At 61.7% G+C, this 16,538-nt stretch carries 13 protein-coding genes; 2 read left to right on the top strand and 11 right to left on the bottom strand.

Features of this window, described 5'->3' with window-relative positions; genetic code table 11:
- Positions 1–7: 7 nt before the first annotated feature.
- Positions 8–1,225: a bifunctional glutamate N-acetyltransferase/amino-acid acetyltransferase ArgJ gene (gene argJ, locus J3A71_RS05515; RefSeq protein WP_096426724.1), complete on the bottom strand. Its 1,218-nt coding sequence runs from the start codon at positions 1,223–1,225 to the stop codon at positions 8–10.
- Between the two features lie 193 nt (positions 1,226–1,418).
- The gene (secA, locus tag J3A71_RS05510; protein WP_016488953.1) at positions 1,419–4,154 is read right to left on the bottom strand and encodes a preprotein translocase subunit SecA; all 2,736 of its coding nucleotides are present in this window, start codon (positions 4,152–4,154) and stop codon (positions 1,419–1,421) included.
- A gap of 331 nt (positions 4,155–4,485) precedes the next feature.
- Between secA and J3A71_RS05505 the strand changes: the two genes are divergently transcribed.
- Both J3A71_RS05505 and J3A71_RS05500 read left to right on the top strand, forming a co-directional pair.
- Positions 4,486–4,962: a DciA family protein gene (locus J3A71_RS05505; RefSeq protein WP_096426725.1), complete on the top strand. Its 477-nt coding sequence runs from the start codon at positions 4,486–4,488 to the stop codon at positions 4,960–4,962.
- Positions 4,963–5,052: 90 nt separating this feature from the next.
- Positions 5,053–6,009, top strand: coding sequence for a hypothetical protein (locus tag J3A71_RS05500; RefSeq protein WP_016488956.1), 957 nt, complete (start codon positions 5,053–5,055; stop codon positions 6,007–6,009).
- Positions 6,010–6,089: 80 nt separating this feature from the next.
- Here the strand turns inward: J3A71_RS05500 and lpxC are convergent, their stop codons facing one another.
- The 9 genes from lpxC to murD form a co-directional block, all read right to left on the bottom strand.
- Positions 6,090–7,001 carry a UDP-3-O-acyl-N-acetylglucosamine deacetylase gene (gene lpxC / locus J3A71_RS05495; protein ID WP_016488957.1) on the bottom strand — a complete coding sequence of 304 codons (912 nt, stop codon included), beginning with the start codon at positions 6,999–7,001 and terminating at the stop codon, positions 6,090–6,092.
- A 112-nt stretch (positions 7,002–7,113) separates the two neighbouring features.
- Positions 7,114–8,310 (bottom strand): cell division protein FtsZ, encoded by a 1,197-nt coding sequence (gene ftsZ / locus J3A71_RS05490; protein WP_016488958.1) that lies wholly within the window; start codon positions 8,308–8,310, stop codon positions 7,114–7,116.
- A gap of 55 nt (positions 8,311–8,365) precedes the next feature.
- Positions 8,366–9,628, bottom strand: coding sequence for a cell division protein FtsA (ftsA, locus tag J3A71_RS05485; RefSeq protein WP_016488959.1), 1,263 nt, complete (start codon positions 9,626–9,628; stop codon positions 8,366–8,368).
- A gap of 14 nt (positions 9,629–9,642) precedes the next feature.
- Positions 9,643–10,512, bottom strand: coding sequence for a cell division protein FtsQ/DivIB (locus tag J3A71_RS05480; RefSeq protein ID WP_012274056.1), 870 nt, complete (start codon positions 10,510–10,512; stop codon positions 9,643–9,645).
- 5 nt (positions 10,513–10,517) lie between these two features.
- A complete protein-coding gene (locus J3A71_RS05475) occupies positions 10,518–11,474 on the bottom strand; it encodes a D-alanine--D-alanine ligase (protein ID WP_096426726.1) in 957 nt (318 codons plus the stop codon).
- Positions 11,471–12,919, bottom strand: a complete 1,449-nt coding sequence (gene murC, locus J3A71_RS05470; RefSeq protein ID WP_016488961.1) for a UDP-N-acetylmuramate--L-alanine ligase — start codon at positions 12,917–12,919, stop codon at positions 11,471–11,473. Before murC ends, J3A71_RS05475 begins: the two co-directional genes overlap by 4 nt.
- Positions 12,912–13,991 (bottom strand): undecaprenyldiphospho-muramoylpentapeptide beta-N-acetylglucosaminyltransferase, encoded by a 1,080-nt coding sequence (murG, locus tag J3A71_RS05465; protein WP_016488962.1) that lies wholly within the window; start codon positions 13,989–13,991, stop codon positions 12,912–12,914. Before murG ends, murC begins: the two co-directional genes overlap by 8 nt.
- Positions 13,981–15,192 (bottom strand): putative lipid II flippase FtsW, encoded by a 1,212-nt coding sequence (ftsW, locus tag J3A71_RS05460; RefSeq protein WP_169725189.1) that lies wholly within the window; start codon positions 15,190–15,192, stop codon positions 13,981–13,983. Before ftsW ends, murG begins: the two co-directional genes overlap by 11 nt.
- The gene (gene murD, locus J3A71_RS05455; RefSeq protein ID WP_033734283.1) at positions 15,192–16,538 is read right to left on the bottom strand and encodes a UDP-N-acetylmuramoyl-L-alanine--D-glutamate ligase; all 1,347 of its coding nucleotides are present in this window, start codon (positions 16,536–16,538) and stop codon (positions 15,192–15,194) included. Before murD ends, ftsW begins: the two co-directional genes overlap by 1 nt.

The following is a 16,538-nucleotide window of genomic DNA, read 5'->3' as shown; positions in this document are numbered from 1 at the left end:
CAGTAGATCAAGTACGGTATTCAGCGTTGATCTTCACGTACTCGTGGGACAGGTCGGTGGTCCAGATGGTTTCGCTGCACTGGCCGCGGCCCAGTTCGATACGGATGGTGATCTCTTCCTGGGCCATCACTGCCGAACCCTGTGCTTCGGTGTAGCTCGGGTCGCGGCCACCTTTGCTGGCGATGCACACGCTGTCCAGGTACACGTCGATCAGGCTTACATCCAGCTCCGGCACGCCAGCACGGCCAACGGCGGCCAGGATGCGGCCCCAGTTCGGGTCGGAGGCGAACAGGGCGGTCTTGATCAATGGCGAGTGGGCCACGGCATAGCCGACATCCAGGCATTCCTGGTGGTTGCCACCACCGTTGACCTGCACGGTCACGAACTTGGTGGCGCCTTCGCCGTCACGGACGATGGCCTGGGCCACTTCCATGCACACTTCGAACACCGCCTTTTTCAGGGCTTCGAACAGCGCGCCGCTGGCTTCGGTGACCTCTGGCAGGTTGGCCTTGCCGGTGGCAATCAACATGCAGCAATCGTTGGTCGAGGTGTCGCCATCGATGGTAATGCGGTTGAACGACTTGTTGGCGCCGTCCAGCATCAGGTTCTTGAGTACCGCCGGGGCAACCTTGGCGTCGGTAGCGATGTAGCCGAGCATGGTGGCCATGTTCGGGCGGATCATGCCTGCACCCTTGCTGATGCCGGTGACGGTAACGGTCACGCCATCGTGCTGGAACTGGCGGCTGGCACCCTTGGGCAGGGTATCGGTAGTCATGATGCCGGTGGCAGCTTCCGCCCAGTGGTTTTCCGACAAGTTGTCGAGGGCAGCCTGCAGTGCACCTTCGATCTTCTCGACCGGCAGTGGCTCGCCGATCACGCCGGTGGAAAACGGCAGTACAGACTCGGCCGGCACGCCAGCCAGCTCGGCCAGCTTGGCGCAGGTACGTTCGGCTGCGGCCAAGCCTGGCGCGCCCGTGCCTGCGTTGGCGTTACCGGTGTTGGTCAGCAGGTAGCGCACGGTGCCCTGTACACGCTGCTTGGCTAGGATCACCGGTGCTGCGCAGAAGGCGTTGAGGGTAAACACACCAGCCACGCTGGAGCCTTCGGCACAGCGCATGACCACCACATCCTTGCGCCCCGGGCGCTTGATGCCGGCAGAAGCGATGCCGAGTTCAAAACCCGGTACCGGGTGCAGGGTGGGCAAAGGACCAAGACCAACAGCCATTAGAGCGCTCCTAGAAAAACGGTGAAGTGATGATGGAAGAGCGGGGCCGCTTCGCGCCCCATTCGCGGCACAAGGCCGCTCCCACAAGGGCATCGCAGCCTTCCGGTCGGGCGCGGTCCCTGCAGGAGCGGCCTTGTGCCGCGAATGGGCCGCAAAGCGGCCCCGGTTTGTCACGTTACAGCAATGAATCAGATCACTCGATCTGCCCGTGGCAATGCTTGAACTTCTTGCCCGAACCACACCAGCACGGCTCGTTGCGGCCCAGTTTCTGGTCGTTACGCACTGGCGCTGCGGCCACCGCCACTTCGGCGCCCTCCTCGCTCAGTTGCTCGCTTTCCAACCCTGGGGCAGGGGCATGCTGGAACTGCATGCGGCTGGCCAGTTCCTCGGCCTCGCGGCGAAGGCGTGCTTCCTCCTCGATCGGATCTTCGCGGCGAACCTGAACGTGCGACAGCACGCGGATGGTGTCGCGCTTGATCGACTCGAGCAGCTCCTGGAACAGGCTGAACGACTCGCGCTTGTACTCCTGCTTCGGGTTCTTCTGCGCATAGCCACGCAGGTGAATACCGTGGCGCAGGTGGTCCATGGTCGACAGGTGGTCTTTCCACAGGTCGTCCAGCACGCGCAGCAGGATCTGCTTCTCGAAGGTACGCAGGGCTTCGATACCGGCCTGGTCTTCCTTCTCGGTGTAGGCAGTGGTGATCTCGTTCAGCAGCTTCTCGCGCAGGGTTTCCTCGTAGAGGTGATCGTCCTCGTCGAGCCACTGCTGGATCGGCAGTTTCATGGCGAAATCGCTGGCCAGCGAGGCTTCCAGACCGGCCACATCCCACTGCTCTGGCAGCGACTGCGGCGGGATGTGCTGGCTGATGGTAGCGTCCAGCACTTCCTTGCGGAATTCGACGATGGTGTCGCCGATGTTCTCGGCGGCCAGCAGGCTGTTGCGCATGTGGTAGATCACCTTGCGCTGTTCGTTGGCCACGTCGTCGTATTCGAGCAATTGCTTACGGATGTCGAAGTTGCGGCCTTCAACCTTGCGCTGGGCTTTCTCGATCGCGTTGGTGACCATGCGGTGTTCGATGGCCTCGCCCGACTGCATGCCCAGTGCCTTCATGAAGTTCTTCACCCGGTCAGAGGCGAAGATGCGCATCAGGCTGTCTTCCAGCGACAGGTAGAAGCGGCTGGAGCCCGGGTCACCCTGACGGCCCGAACGGCCACGCAGCTGGTTGTCGATACGGCGCGACTCATGGCGCTCGGAGGCGATCACGTGCAAGCCGCCCGACTCGATCACTTGCTGGTGACGCTTCTGCCAGTCGGACTTGATCTGGGCGATCTGTTCGGCGGTCGGGTTTTCCAGGGTGGCCACTTCGGCTTCCCAGTTACCACCCAACAGGATGTCGGTACCACGGCCGGCCATGTTGGTGGCGATGGTCAGTGCGCCTGGAGCACCAGCCTGCGCGATGATCTCGGCTTCCTTCTCGTGGTACTTGGCGTTCAGGACCTTGTGCTCGATACCTTCCTTGAGCAACAGGTTCGACATGTGCTCGGAGGTTTCGATGGTCGCAGTACCCACCAACACCGGGCGGCCCTGGGTCATGCTTTCCTTGATGTCGGCAATGATCGCGGCGTATTTCTCGTCGGCGGTCAGGTACACCAGGTCGTTGAAGTCTTTACGTGCCAGCGGCTTGTTCGGCGGGATCACCATCACGTTGAGGCCGTAGATGGACTGGAACTCGAACGCTTCGGTGTCGGCGGTACCGGTCATGCCGGACAGCTTGGTGTACAGGCGGAAGTAGTTCTGGAAGGTGGTCGAAGCCAGGGTCTGGCTCTCGGCCTGGATATTCAGGTTTTCTTTTGCCTCGATGGCCTGGTGCAGGCCCTCGGACAGGCGACGGCCCGGCATGGTGCGGCCGGTGTGCTCGTCAATCAGCAGGACCTGGCCGTCCTGGACGATGTACTCGACGTTGCGGTGGAACAGCTTGTGCGCGCGCAGGCCAGCGTAAACGTGGGTCAGCAGGCCCAGGTTGTGCGCGGAGTACAGGCTCTCGCCCTCGGCCAGCAGGCCGGCCTGGGTGAGCATTTCTTCGATGAACTGGTGACCGGCTTCGTTGAGCTCGACCTGGCGGCTCTTCTCGTCGATGGTGAAGTGGCCTTCCTGGGTGACCTGGCCTTCCACTTCTTCGATGTGCTGGGTCAGGCGCGGGATCAGGCGGTTGATCTCGATGTACAGCTTGGAGCTGTCCTCAGCCTGGCCGGAGATGATCAGCGGGGTGCGTGCTTCGTCGATGAGGATGGAGTCGACTTCGTCGATCACGGCGAAGTTCAGCTCACGCTGGAACTTCTCTTCCTGGCTGAACGCCATGTTGTCGCGCAGGTAGTCAAACCCGAATTCGTTGTTGGTGCCGTAGGTAATGTCGGACGCATAGGCGGCACGCTTTTCTTCTGGCGGCTGGAAGGCCGAGACGATACCGACCGACAGGCCGAGGAACTCGTACAGCGGACGCATCCAGTTGGCGTCACGGCGGGCCAGGTAGTCGTTGACGGTGACCACGTGCACGCCCTTGCCGGACAGTGCGTTCAGGTACACGGCCAGGGTACCGACCAAGGTCTTGCCTTCACCGGTGCGCATTTCTGCGATCATGCCCTCGTGCAGGGTCATGCCACCGATGAGCTGCACATCGAAGTGGCGCATGCCCATCACACGCTTGCCGGCCTCTCGGGCCACGGCGAAAGCTTCAGGCAGCAATTGGTCCAGTGTCTCGCCTTTGGCCAGGCGCTCCTTGAACTCTGCGGTCTTGCCCCGCAGTTGCTCGTCGGAGAGGGCCACCATCTTCTCTTCGAAGGCATTGACGATACTCACCGTCTTGAGCATGCGTTTCACTTCACGCTCGTTCTTGCTTCCAAAAAGTTTTTTTAACAAAGGCGCAAACATATCGGCAGGATCTTCCACACGTAGGGATGGAGGGCGGCCCCATGAGTCGCCCGTGCAGCCCTGAGGCCGCATGCGAACGAGCATTCTACCCGGAAACGATGGTGAGGAAAGTGGTGGATTTCCACGATGCTATTACAGCGTTTTGGCAGGGGCTTGTCTTAGATAGGGGCATTCTCCGTGAGTTCAAGGCTTGGCAACATGAAAGCTATCGAGAATTGGTCTTATCTGGCCTGCACTGGGGAATGCCTGTAATAGCGGGCAAGCCCGTGAAGAGGCCGGCACCGGCTACAGAGGTGTTAAACTGCTGACCTTGAACCTCATGCACAGTCCCATGGCCTACAAACCCTCCCCTGCCCAGCCGCCCTCCGCACTGCTGCGCCAGGTCCGCCCGCTGCGCCTGCTGCTGAACCAGGCCGAGCGCCTGGAGCACCTGCAACGCCTGCTGGAAAGCCAGCTGCAACCCGCTGCCCGCGAGCACTGCCATGTCGCGTCATGGCGCGATGGCACCTTGCTGCTGGTTGTGACCGACGGCCATTGGGCAACCCGCCTGCGCTACCAGCAGAAGCGCCTGCTGGCGGCATTGCAGGCCATGGAGGCGTTCGGCAACCTCAGGCGCATCCTGTTCAAGGTGCAGCCACCGCTGGTGCCGACCAAGCGTGGCCTAAACACCACCGAGCTGTCGGCCAATGCCGCGCAGAGTATTCGCGGTTCCGCTGAAGGCATTACCGACGAGAAGCTGCGCGCCGCATTGGAGCGTTTGGCTAACAATGCTTCGCGCAAAAAAAGCCTTCAGAATAAAACAAGCTAAAAAACCTGCACTTTAAGACTGACAATTTTACCAGTAGCCGGTAGATTTTGGAGATGGTTTATTGAGCGTTCTTAACCCAGGAACTGCATCATGACCCTGCCCACGACTGACTATAGCGAACATACAACTTTCACTGACAAGGCATACAACGGCTGGAACGCAATACGCAGCGGACACTCATTAACATTCAACACCGCAAATCAAAGCAACATTTATGTTGAATATGACTCGCCGCCAAACCTCCCACCGCTTCCCCGACACGATGGCGTGCTGCTGATCCAGAAGACGATAAGCGGTCTGGTCCAGGGACACCTCTACTCTATCAGCTTGCGTGTCAAGCGATTCCCCAAGGACCCCGTCCCACACCTCACCTGGTACATAGACGATACTGTCCAGCATCGCTCAAAGCTTGAAAACCACCAGGACTGGCAACGTTTCGTTGTCGACTTCCGAGCGACATCCCCGACTCATACCCTGACACTTGGCAGTTTCGAGCCTGACAATACGCATGTGCATTTCGCTTTCGACGATATCCGCATTTACCCGCACGTACTGCATATCAATTTCGAGGAGCAACCTGGCGAGCAGCTCATTCTACCCGGGCAATCACTCGTACTTCCGCATTTTACGCTGCACCATCTTAGTAGCAATTATGGCTCTAAAACAGGCATTGAGAAAGTCAATGAAACCGTCGAAAACATGGCTGAGGGAAAGGCAATTGTACTTTCCAAAGGCCAAAGTTCCGACAGCAATAAAATCGCACTGGATCTGAACGGTGAGTACGGGTACATGCAGTTCGCCTGGAGCCTGATTCATTACGAGGGGTCCGTGAGTTTCTTCACCTCGACTGAGCCAGACCCGCTGAAAACGATCAACTTGGCGAGCGACGGCACACCCAAGCACTTTCTGGTGAGTTTCCGGTCGCCGTACGGCAAGCCAATCACACGCGTGGAGTGCACCTCGACAGACCACAGTTACATCGATTTCATCCTGCTGAAAACCCATGCTGTCCTGAGTGCCTACGACAGAGATAGCCACGACGCATAACCCCAAGCACGCTTGGGGAACTCAGCGAATAAAAAAGGCCACCCGAGGGTGGCCTTAATCACTAGAGAGAGTGCTCGAACTTACACGGCCGCAACAGGGCGCATATAAGAGATCGGTGCCGTGCTGGCATCTTCGAACGTGACCACTTCCCAGGCATCGGTTTCAGCAATCAGCTTGCGCAACAGCTGGTTGTTCAGCGCGTGGCCGGACTTGAAGCCCTTGAACTCGCCAATCAGGCTGTTGCCCAGCAGGTAAAGGTCGCCAATGGCGTCGAGGATCTTGTGCTTTACGAATTCGTCTTCGTAACGAAGGCCGTCCTCGTTGAGCACGCCGTCCTCATCGACCACGATGGCGTTCTCGACACTGCCACCCAATGCAAGGTTGTGCTTGCGCAGGTACTCGATGTCACGCATGAAGCCGAAAGTACGCGCGCGGCTGACTTCCTTCACAAACGAGGTGCTGGAGAAGTCGACGCTGGCGCTCTGGGTCCGGTTGCGAAGCACCGGGTGATCGAAGTCGATCTCGAAGCTCACCTTGAACCCTTCGAAAGGCAGGAACGTGGCGCGCTTGTCGCCCTCTTCCACGGTTACCTCACGCAGGATGCGGATGAACTTCTTGGCTGCGTCCTGCTCTTCCAGGCCGGCAGACTGAATCAGGAATACAAAGGGTCCGGCGCTGCCATCCATGATCGGCACTTCCGAGGCGGAGAGCTCGACGTAGGCGTTATCGATGCCCAGGCCCGCCATGGCGGAGAGCAGGTGCTCGACCGTATCGACCTTGACGTCACCGTTGACCAGCGTCGTCGACATGGTTGTCTCGCCGACGTTGGCCGCACGCGCAGGGATCTCGACCACAGGGTCAAGGTCGGCGCGGCGGAAGACGATGCCGGTGTCAACAGGTGCGGGCTTGAGGGTCAGGTAAACCTTCTCCCCAGAGTGCAGACCGATACCTGTGGCACGGATGGTATTCTTCAGGGTGCGTTGTTTAATCATGGCATTGGCCGCTTCAGCGCAAATTGCGAACAGGTATCAACAAAGGCTGGGGATGATAACAGACCCAACCTTTGATGAATACCAATCACCTTTATACCCCTGATAAATTCCATTAATCAGCCTGACGACGCAGGAAAGCCGGGATATCAAGGTAGTCCAGGTCATCCTGAGGGTTCAGTTTAGCGGCTGCAGCAGCACCTGCATGGGCCTGATTGCGCATCACGGTCGGGCGCTCCAGGTCACGGTAGTTGACCGCTGGCTGCTCCTGGCGTACCGGCGCAGGATTGGACGCCTCGTATGCCTGCTGGGCGGTCTGCAGGGTGTTGTCGACCACTTTGACCGGCTTCTCGATGCGCGCGCCCAGGCCAGTGGCCACAACGGTAACGTGCAGCTCGTCGCGCATGTCCGGGTCGATCACGGTGCCGACCTTGACCATGGCGTGGTCAGAGGCGAAGGCTTCGATGATGCTACCCACATCGGAGTACTCACCCAGCGACAGGTCCGGACCTGCGGTGATGTTCACCAGGATGCCACGGGCGCCCTGCAGGTTGACGTCTTCCAGCAATGGGTTGCGGATCGCCGCTTCGGTGGCTTCACGGGCGCGGTTCGGGCCGCTGGCACAGCCAGTACCCATCATTGCCATGCCCATTTCGCCCATCACCGTACGCACGTCGGCGAAGTCGACGTTGATCATGCCTGGGCGTTTGATGATGTCGGAGATGCCGCGAACGGCACCGGCCAGCACATCGTCGGCCTTGGCAAAGGCAGACAGCAAGCTGGCATCCTTGCCCAGGATGGTCAGCAGTTTCTCGTTGGGAATGGTGATCAACGAGTCGACGCTTTCAGCCAGCATGCGGATGCCTTCATCGGCGATCTGCATACGTTTGCGGCCTTCGAACGGGAACGGACGGGTCACCACGGCTACGGTGAGAATGCCCATTTCCTTGGCCACTTCGGCAATGATCGGCGCTGCACCGGTACCGGTACCGCCACCCATGCCAGTGGTGATGAACACCATGTTGGTGCCCTGCAGTACCTCAGCGATGCGCTCACGGTCTTCCAGCGCAGCCTGACGGCCCACTTCCGGATTGGCACCGGCACCCAGGCCCTTGGTCACGCCAGTGCCCAATTGCAGGATGGTGCGCGCGCCAATGCTTTTCAGCGCCTGGGCATCGGTGTTGGCGCAGATGAATTCCACGCCCTCGATGCTGCTCTTGACCATGTGGTTGACGGCGTTGCCGCCACCACCACCAACGCCGATCACCTTGATGACCGGGCTTTGCGGGACGTTGTCTACGAGCTCGAACATTTTCCCTCTCCTTACAGTTCTCTAGTTGTTGCGCCTACCACTACTGCTTTGAAACTTAGAAGTTGCCCTGGACCCACTTCTTGAAGCGCTCAAGCACTGGGGCCTTCGGTTCATCGCCATAGCTGTTGTTGCTGCTGTTTGTGTTACCGGTCAGGATCAGGTCCTCGGACTGCTTCAGCAGACCGTAAGTGAGCAAGCCCACGCCGGTGGAATAGATCGGGTTGCGAACCACGTCGCTCAGCCCCCGAACGCTGTGCGGTACACCCAGGCGTACCGGCATGTGGAAGATTTCCTCGGCCAGTTCCACGGCACCTTCCATCTTCGCGGTGCCACCGGTGAGTACGATGCCAGCTGGCACCAGGTCTTCGTAGCCGCTGCGGCGCAGTTCGGCCTGAATCAGGGTGAAGAGCTCGTCGTAACGTGGCTCTACCACTTCAGCCAACGCCTGACGCGACAGCTCGCGCGGTGGGCGGTCGCCCACGCTCGGCACCTTGATGGTTTCGCCGGCGCCAGCCAGTTTGGCCAGGGCACAGGCGTAGCGGATCTTGATTTCTTCGGCGTACTGGGTAGGGGTACGCAGGGCCATGGCGATGTCGTTGGTCACCTGGTCGCCGGCAATCGGGATGACCGCGGTGTGACGGATGGCGCCTTCGGTGAAGATGGCGATGTCGGTGGTACCGCCACCGATGTCCACCAGGCAAACACCCAGCTCTTTTTCATCGTCGGTCAGCACCGAGTAGGCCGAGGCCAGCTGCTCAAGGATGATGTCGTCAATTTCCAGGCCGCAGCGGCGTACGCACTTCTCGATGTTCTGCGCCGCGTTGACTGCGCAAGTGACCACGTGGACCTTGGCTTCCAGACGCACGCCAGACATGCCCAGCGGTTCGCGCACGCCTTCCTGGTTGTCGATCACGTAGTCCTGCGGCAGGGTGTGCAACACGCGCTGGTCGGCCGGAATCGCCACAGCCTGGGCAGCGTCGAGTACACGCTCCAGGTCGGCCAGGCTGACCTCGCGGTCGCGGATGGCGACGATGCCGTGGGAGTTCAGGCTGCGGATGTGGTTGCCGGCCACCCCGACGAAAGCCGAGTGGATGCGGCAGCCGGCCATCAGCTGCGCTTCTTCGACGGCGCGCTGGATCGACTGCACGGTGGACTCGATGTTCACCACCACGCCTTTCTTCAGGCCGCGGGACGGATGGGTGCCGATCCCGACGATTTCCAGGGTGCCGTCTTCGCCCACTTCGCCCACCAGCGCCACCACCTTGGAGGTGCCAATGTCCAGCCCGACGATCATTTTGCCGCTATGCGCGTTTGCCATGGTCCTGCCTCTCTCTAATTCTTCGCAACGGCGGGTTGGGCCGTCGTCGGTGCAATCGGTTCCCGCCAACCAACGGCAAGTCCGTTGGAATAACGCAGATCAATGCGGGCGATAGTGGTGATCTGGTCTTTGAGTGTCTTGTCGTAAATGGCAATGAAACGGCGCATCTTCTCCACCAGATGGTCGCGCCCCAACAGCAGCTCGATACCGGGCCCGGCGCTGCTCGCACCGGTAGTCAGGAACCAGCTGCCCCGCTCGCGCAGCTCCAGGCGAGCGATGGAAAAGCCCAGGGGGCGCAGCATCTGGCTCAATACCTGATACTGCTGCATGACTTGTTGCTGAGCACGCTGCGGCCCAGCCAGCTGCGGCAGGTGCTCGTAGTTGGCCAGTTCGCGCGGGGTGAAGGCCTGGCCCTGGTTGTTGAGCAAGGCTTCGTCGCCCCAGCGCGCCACCGGCAGCTGTTCTTCCAGGCGGATCACCACCTCGTCAGGCCACACCCGGCGCACTTCGGCGTGAGCGATCCATGGCATCTGCTCGAGCTCCGCACGCATCGCCGGCAGGTCGACGCTGAAGAAGCTCGCCGCCACGTACGGTGCGATGCGCTGCTGCACCGACTGCTGGCTGATGTAGCTGAGGTCGCCCTGCACGTCGATCTTGGTGATCGGCCGGTCGGCATACGGCATCAGGCGAATGGCGCCCTCATAGGCACCAAAGCCGGCCGCCACCAGCAGCACCGGCCACAGCAGGCGCTTGAGGCCTCCCAGGCTTGGCCGCGGCAGGCGCGCCGATACGGGCTCGTCGGCCACCAGCCGGCTGGCACCACGCGGCACCGGCTTGCTACGGCCGGTAACGGGTTGCTGCTGACGTATCATCGCGCCTTGCATGGTTGTTAACCTCGCGTCGTCACGCTTTCAGCCAGGATTGCCAGCACCAGTTGCTGGAAGTCCAGGCCGGCCGCGCGGGCCGCCATTGGCACCAGGCTATGATCAGTCATGCCCGGTGCGGTGTTGACTTCGAGCAGCCAGAACCGGCCCTGCTCGTCCTGCATCACGTCCAGCCGCCCCCAGCCTTCGATGCCGATGGCATCACAGGCACGTGCAGTCAGGTCGATCAGTTCCTGTTCCTTGACGCTATCCAGGCCGCACGGGATGCGGTACTGGGTATCGTTGGCGATGTACTTGGCGTCGTAGTCGTAGAACACGTGCGGCGTACCCAGGGCGATCGGCGGCAGCACCTGGCCGCGCAAGACCGCGATGGTGAACTCCGGGCCGTGGATCCACTGCTCCACCAGTACCTGGGAATCGTATTTGGCGGCGTCCTGCCAGGCGGCGACCAGTTCCTGGGCGCTGTTCACCTTGGCCATGCCGATACTAGAGCCTTCATGGGCGGGTTTGACGATAAGCGGGAAGCCCAGTTCCGTACTGGCCAACAAACAATCGCTTTCGCTCGCCAACACCGCGTGACGCGGGGTCGGAATGCCCAGGCTCTGCCACACCTGCTTGGTGCGCAGCTTGTCCATGGCCAGCGCCGAGGCAAGGATGCCGCTGCCGGTGTAGGGGATGCCCAGGCACTCCAGCAGGCCTTGCATGCTGCCGTCTTCACCGCCACGGCCGTGCAGGATGATGAACGCACGGTCGATCTTCTCGCGTTGCAGGCGCTCGAGCAGGTCATCTCCCACGTCGATGGCAACGACGTCGACACCGGCCGTGGTCAGCGCGTGGATCACCGCTGCGCCGGACTTCAGCGACACTTCACGCTCGGCGCTCTTGCCACCATACAGCACGGCAACACGGCCGAACGCCTTGACGTCCAGGGTCGAGTGCAGCTTTTCGTAGACGCTGGTCATTTCGACTTCTCCTGCTTGGCGCCTGCGAACAGCGGGCTTTTCATCAACTGTGGGGCCAGGCCTCCGACATCACCGGCACCCTGGCAGATGAGGATGTCACCAGCGCGCAGCAGTGGTTTGACCAGCGGCGCGAGTTCTGCGCCACGCTCGATGTAGATCGGGTCCAGTTTGCCGCGCTGACGGATGCTGTGGCACAGCTGACGGCTGTCGGCTCCAGGGATTGGCTCTTCGCCGGCCGGGTAGACTTCCATCAGCAGCAGCACGTTGGCATCGCCCAGCACCTGCACGAAATCGTCGTACAGGTCGCGGGTGCGGCTGTAGCGGTGCGGCTGGTAAACGATCACCAGGCGGCGGCTAGGCCAGCCACCACGCACGGCTTTGATCACTGCAGCTACTTCGGTCGGGTGATGGCCGTAGTCGTCCACCAGCATCACGCTACCGCCTTCGACCGGCAGTTCGCCGTATACCTGGAAGCGTCGGCCGACCCCCTGGAAGCCTGACAGGCCCTGGATGATGGCCTCGTCAGTGATGCCTTCGTCAGTGGCAATGGCAATGGTGGCCAGGGCGTTGAGCACGTTGTGGTTGCCAGGCATGTTCACTGACACGTCCAACGGCTCGCAGTCACGGCGCAGCACGGTGAAGTGGGTCTGCATGCCCTGCTGGCGCACGTTGATGGCGCGGATGTCTGCCTCTTCGCTGAAGCCATAAGTCACGGTCGGGCGCTTCACCTGCGGCAGGATTTCGCGCACCACCGGGTCGTCCAGGCACATCACCGCCAGGCCGTAGAACGGCAGGTTGTGCAGGAACTCGACGAAGGTTTTCTTCAGTTTGTTGAAGTCACCTTCGTAGGTCGCCATGTGATCGGCGTCGATGTTGGTGACCACGGCCACCATCGGCTGCAGGTGCAGGAAGCTGGCATCGCTTTCGTCTGCTTCGGCGATCAGGTAGCGGCTGGTGCCCAGCTGGGCATTGGTACCAGCAGCGGTCAGGCGGCCACCGATGACAAAGGTCGGGTCCAGGCCACCGGCAGCGAACACCGAGGCCAGCAGGCTGGTGGTAGTGGTCTTGCCGTGGGTACCAGCAACCGCCACGCCGTGACGGTAGCGCATCAGCTCGGCGAGCATCTCGGCACGCGGCACCACCGGAATGCGTCGCTCAAGGGCGGTAGCCACTTCAGGGTTGGCCGGGTTGATGGCACTGGACACGACAAGCACATCAGCGGTGGCGGCGTTCTCGGCGCGGTGGCCGACGAAGATCTCGGCACCGAACGATTCCAGGCGCTCGGTCACCGGCGACGCTTTCAGGTCCGAACCGGACACTTCATAGCCCAGGTTCAGCAGCACTTCGGCAATACCGCACATGCCCACGCCGCCGATACCGACAAAGTGAATACGGCGGATACGGCCCATCTTGGGCTGGGGCATGGCTTTCTGGCTCTCAACCATGGGCCACCTCCAGGCAGATATCGACCACGGTGCTGGTTGCAGCAGGTTTGGCCAGGCGCCGTGCGGTGCCTGCCATTACGGTGAGTTTCTCGGGTTGCATCAGCACCTCGTTCAGGCGTTCAGCGAGCTGCGCTGCGCCAGTTGTCGCTTGTGGCATCAGGAAGGCAGCGCCTTCACGGGCCAGATATTGGGCGTTGTGGGTCTGGTGATCGTCGATGGCGTGGGGCAATGGCACCAGCAGCGAAGGCAGGCCCGCTGCCGCCAGCTCGCTAACGGTCAGGGCACCGGCCCGGCACACCACCATGTCGGCCCAGCCATAGGCTTGGGCCATGTCCTTGATGAAGGGCTCTACCTGAGCCTCGACGCCCGCCTCGTGATAACGCTCGGCGGTGATTGGCGCGTGTTGCTTGCCGGCCTGGTGGAACACCTCTGGCCGCAGCGCAGCAGGGACTTCGGACAGGGCCTTAGGCAACAATTTGTTCAAGGGTTCCGCACCCAGGCTGCCACCGAGCACCAGCAGGCGCGCTCGGCGCTGGGCCAGGGGCGCGCGTTGTGCATCCATGAACAGCTCCGGGCGCACCGGGTTGCCGGTGGTACGACGCTTGTCGCTCGCCTCGAAGGTGTTCGGGAAAGCTTCGCAGACCCGCGCAGACAGTGGCACCAGCAACCGATTGGCGGTACCGGCACGGGCGTTCTGCTCGTGGATCACCAATGGCACGCCGCACAGCCGCGCGGCCACACCGCCGGGGCCAGTCACATAACCGCCAAAGCCCAGTACGCATACCGGCTTGAGCTGGCGAATGATGCGTCGCGCCTGCAGTACCGCCTTGATCAGGGTGAACGGCGCCTTGAGCAACGACAGCTTGCCTTTGCCGCGCAGGCCGCTGACCTGGATCAGGTGCAGCGGCAGGCCAGCCTGGGGCACCAGTTCGTTTTCGATGCCACGCGGGGTGCCCAGCCAGTGCACGGTAAAACCACGCGCCTGGAACTCCCGGGCGCAGGCCAGGGCCGGGAATACATGCCCCCCGGTGCCGCCCGCCATGATCAATATGTTTTTGCCGTCAGCGGCCATGACTGGTCTCCTCGGCAAAATCGCTTTCGCTGAACTCGTGTTCTTCGCTACCCAGGTGCGTGCGGCTCTCCCACTCGATACGCAGCAACAGGCCCACGCAGGCGCAACAGATCACCAGCGAGCTGCCCCCGTAGCTGAGGAACGGCAGCGTCAGGCCCTTGGTTGGCAGCAGGCCGACGTTCACCCCGATGTTGATCAGGAACTGGCCGATCCACAGGAACGCCAGGCCGAAGGCCACATAGGCGGCGAAGAACTGCTTGGCCTTCTCGGCCCACAGACCGATGTACAGGGCACGCACGGTCACGAACACGAACAGTGCAATGGTCAGCAGCGAGCCGACCACGCCCAGTTCTTCGGCCAGTACCGAGAACACAAAGTCGGTGTGTGCTTCGGGCAGGTAGAACTGCTTCTGCACGCTATTGCCCAGGCCAACACCCAGCCACTCGCCGCGGCCGAAGGCGATCAGTGCCTGGGTCAGCTGGTAGCCCGAGCCGAACTGGTCGGACCACGGGTCGGTAAAGGTGATAAGCCGCGCCATCCGGTAGGGCTGCGCCTGTACCAGCACGAACACCGCCAGTACCGCCAACACCACCATGAGGCTGAAGCGGAACAACCCAACCCCGCCGAGGAACAGCATGGCCGCCGCCGCACCCATCATCACTACGGTGGCACCGAAGTCCGGCTCCATCAGCAACAGGGCCGCCATGGGCAGCAGCACGATGAACGGCTTGAAGAAGCCCATCCAGGTTTCGCGCACCTCGGTCTGCCGGCGCACAAGGTAACCCGCCAGGTAGACGACCACGAACACCTTGGCGATTTCCGAAGGCTGGACGTTGAAGAAGCTGAAGCCGATCCAGCGCATGGAACCGTTCACTTCACGGCCGATACCCGGCACCAGCACCAGTACCAGCAGCCCGAAAGCGCCTAGCAGCATCATGAAGCCCATGCGCTGCCAGGTGGCGATCGGCACCAGCATGGTCGCGCCACAGGCAACCAGGCCCAGGAACACATACACCAAGTGGCGGAACATGTGGTAAAGCGGGTTGCCCGACTGCACCGCAGCCACTTCCGAGGACGCCGAGGTGATCATCACCAGGCCAAGGCCCAGCAAGGCCAGGCAGCCGGCGAGCATCGGGAAGTCCAGGTCGATGCCACGACCGCTGATCAGCGGCGACGGGTAGGGCTTGAAGATGCCGAAGATCATGCAAGGCCTCCCGCTGCCTGGGCAAACAGGCGCCCGCGCTCTTCAAAGTTCTTGAACATGTCGAGGCTGGCGCACGCCGGCGACAGCAACACCGCATCGCCCGCCTGGGCCAGCTCGGCACACTGCTGCACGGCGTCGTCCAGGGTCTTGACCCGCACCAGCGGCACGTCATCACCCAAGGCCTCGGCCAGGCGCTCGGCATCACGGCCAAGCAATACCACGGCGCGGCAGAAACGCTTGACTGGCTCGCGTAGCGCAGTGAAATCGGCACCTTTGCCATCGCCACCGGCGATCAGCACCAACTTGCCTTCGATATCGGCACCCAGGCCCTCGATGGCTGCCAGGGCCGCACCGACGTTGGTGGCCTTGGAATCGTCATACCAGTTCACGCCGTTACGCTCACGTACCCACTGGCAACGGTGGGCCAGGCCACCGAATTCACGCAGGGCTTCGAGCATGGGCTCGAACGGCAGGCCGGCCGCGTGCCCCAGGGCCAAGGCTGCCAGGGCGTTGCTTTGGTTATGGGCGCCACGCACCTTCAGCTCGCGTGCTGGCATCAGCGCCTGGAACTCGAACGCCAGGTATTTTTCACCGTCTACTTCACGCAAGCCGAAGGCTTTGAAATCGGGCTGGTTGAGGCCGAATGTCCAGCATGGGCGGCCTTCCACAGGCAACGGTCGGCTCAGGGCATCCTGGCGGTTGACCACCACCTGGCGGGCACCGCGGAAGATCCGGTGTTTGGCCAGGTGGTAGGCCGGCAGGCCGCTGTAGCGGTCCATGTGGTCTTCGCTGATGTTCAGCACAGTGGCCACTTCAGCATTGAGCTGGTCAGTGGTTTCCAGTTGGAAACTGGACAGCTCCAGCACGTACAGCTCGACGTCATCAGCCAGCAAGTCCAGCGCCGGGGTACCGAGGTTGCCGCCCACAGCCACACGTTTGCCTGCCTTGGCGGCCATTTCGCCGACCAGGGTGGTAACGGTGCTCTTGGCGTTGGAGCCGCTGATGGCAATGATCGGCGCCTTGGCGTGGTGGGCGAACAGCTCGATATCACCGGACAGCTTCACGCCACGCGCGGCGGCCTGCTGCAGGGCCGGGGTGGCCAAGGCCAGACCGGGGCTCACGTACAGCTCGTTGGCGCGGCACAGGAAGTCGACGTCCAGTTCACCACAGCGCACTTCCACCTGCGGGTAATCACGGCGCAGGGTGTCCAGTTCCGGCGGTTGCTCGCGGGTATCGGCGACCGCAAAGGCAATGCCCCGGCTCGCCAGGAAGCGAACCAGGGACATGCCGCTCTTGCCGAGGCCGACAACGATGCGGAATTGGTCGGAAGCGATCAAAGACAC

It is taken from the genome of Pseudomonas sp. PvP089 (assembly GCF_017875165.1).
Classification (GTDB): Bacteria; Pseudomonadota; Gammaproteobacteria; order Pseudomonadales; family Pseudomonadaceae; genus Aquipseudomonas; species Aquipseudomonas fortuita.
The sequence above is the reverse complement of the archived record's forward strand: the minus strand, read 5'-3'. Positions and strand labels throughout refer to the sequence as shown.

Coding starts and splice junctions, on each gene's coding strand:
- argJ (WP_096426724.1), bottom strand. CDS start 1,225: ATGGCTGTTGGTCTTGGTCCTTTGCCCACCCTGCACCCGGTACCGGGT.
- secA (WP_016488953.1), bottom strand. CDS start 4,154: ATGTTTGCGCCTTTGTTAAAAAAACTTTTTGGAAGCAAGAACGAGCGT.
- J3A71_RS05505 (WP_096426725.1), top strand. CDS start 4,486: ATGGCCTACAAACCCTCCCCTGCCCAGCCGCCCTCCGCACTGCTGCGC.
- J3A71_RS05500 (WP_016488956.1), top strand. CDS start 5,053: ATGACCCTGCCCACGACTGACTATAGCGAACATACAACTTTCACTGAC.
- lpxC (WP_016488957.1), bottom strand. CDS start 7,001: ATGATTAAACAACGCACCCTGAAGAATACCATCCGTGCCACAGGTATC.
- ftsZ (WP_016488958.1), bottom strand. CDS start 8,310: ATGTTCGAGCTCGTAGACAACGTCCCGCAAAGCCCGGTCATCAAGGTG.
- ftsA (WP_016488959.1), bottom strand. CDS start 9,628: ATGGCAAACGCGCATAGCGGCAAAATGATCGTCGGGCTGGACATTGGC.
- J3A71_RS05480 (WP_012274056.1), bottom strand. CDS start 10,512: ATGCAAGGCGCGATGATACGTCAGCAGCAACCCGTTACCGGCCGTAGC.
- J3A71_RS05475 (WP_096426726.1), bottom strand. CDS start 11,474: ATGACCAGCGTCTACGAAAAGCTGCACTCGACCCTGGACGTCAAGGCG.
- murC (WP_016488961.1), bottom strand. CDS start 12,919: ATGGTTGAGAGCCAGAAAGCCATGCCCCAGCCCAAGATGGGCCGTATC.
- murG (WP_016488962.1), bottom strand. CDS start 13,991: ATGGCCGCTGACGGCAAAAACATATTGATCATGGCGGGCGGCACCGGG.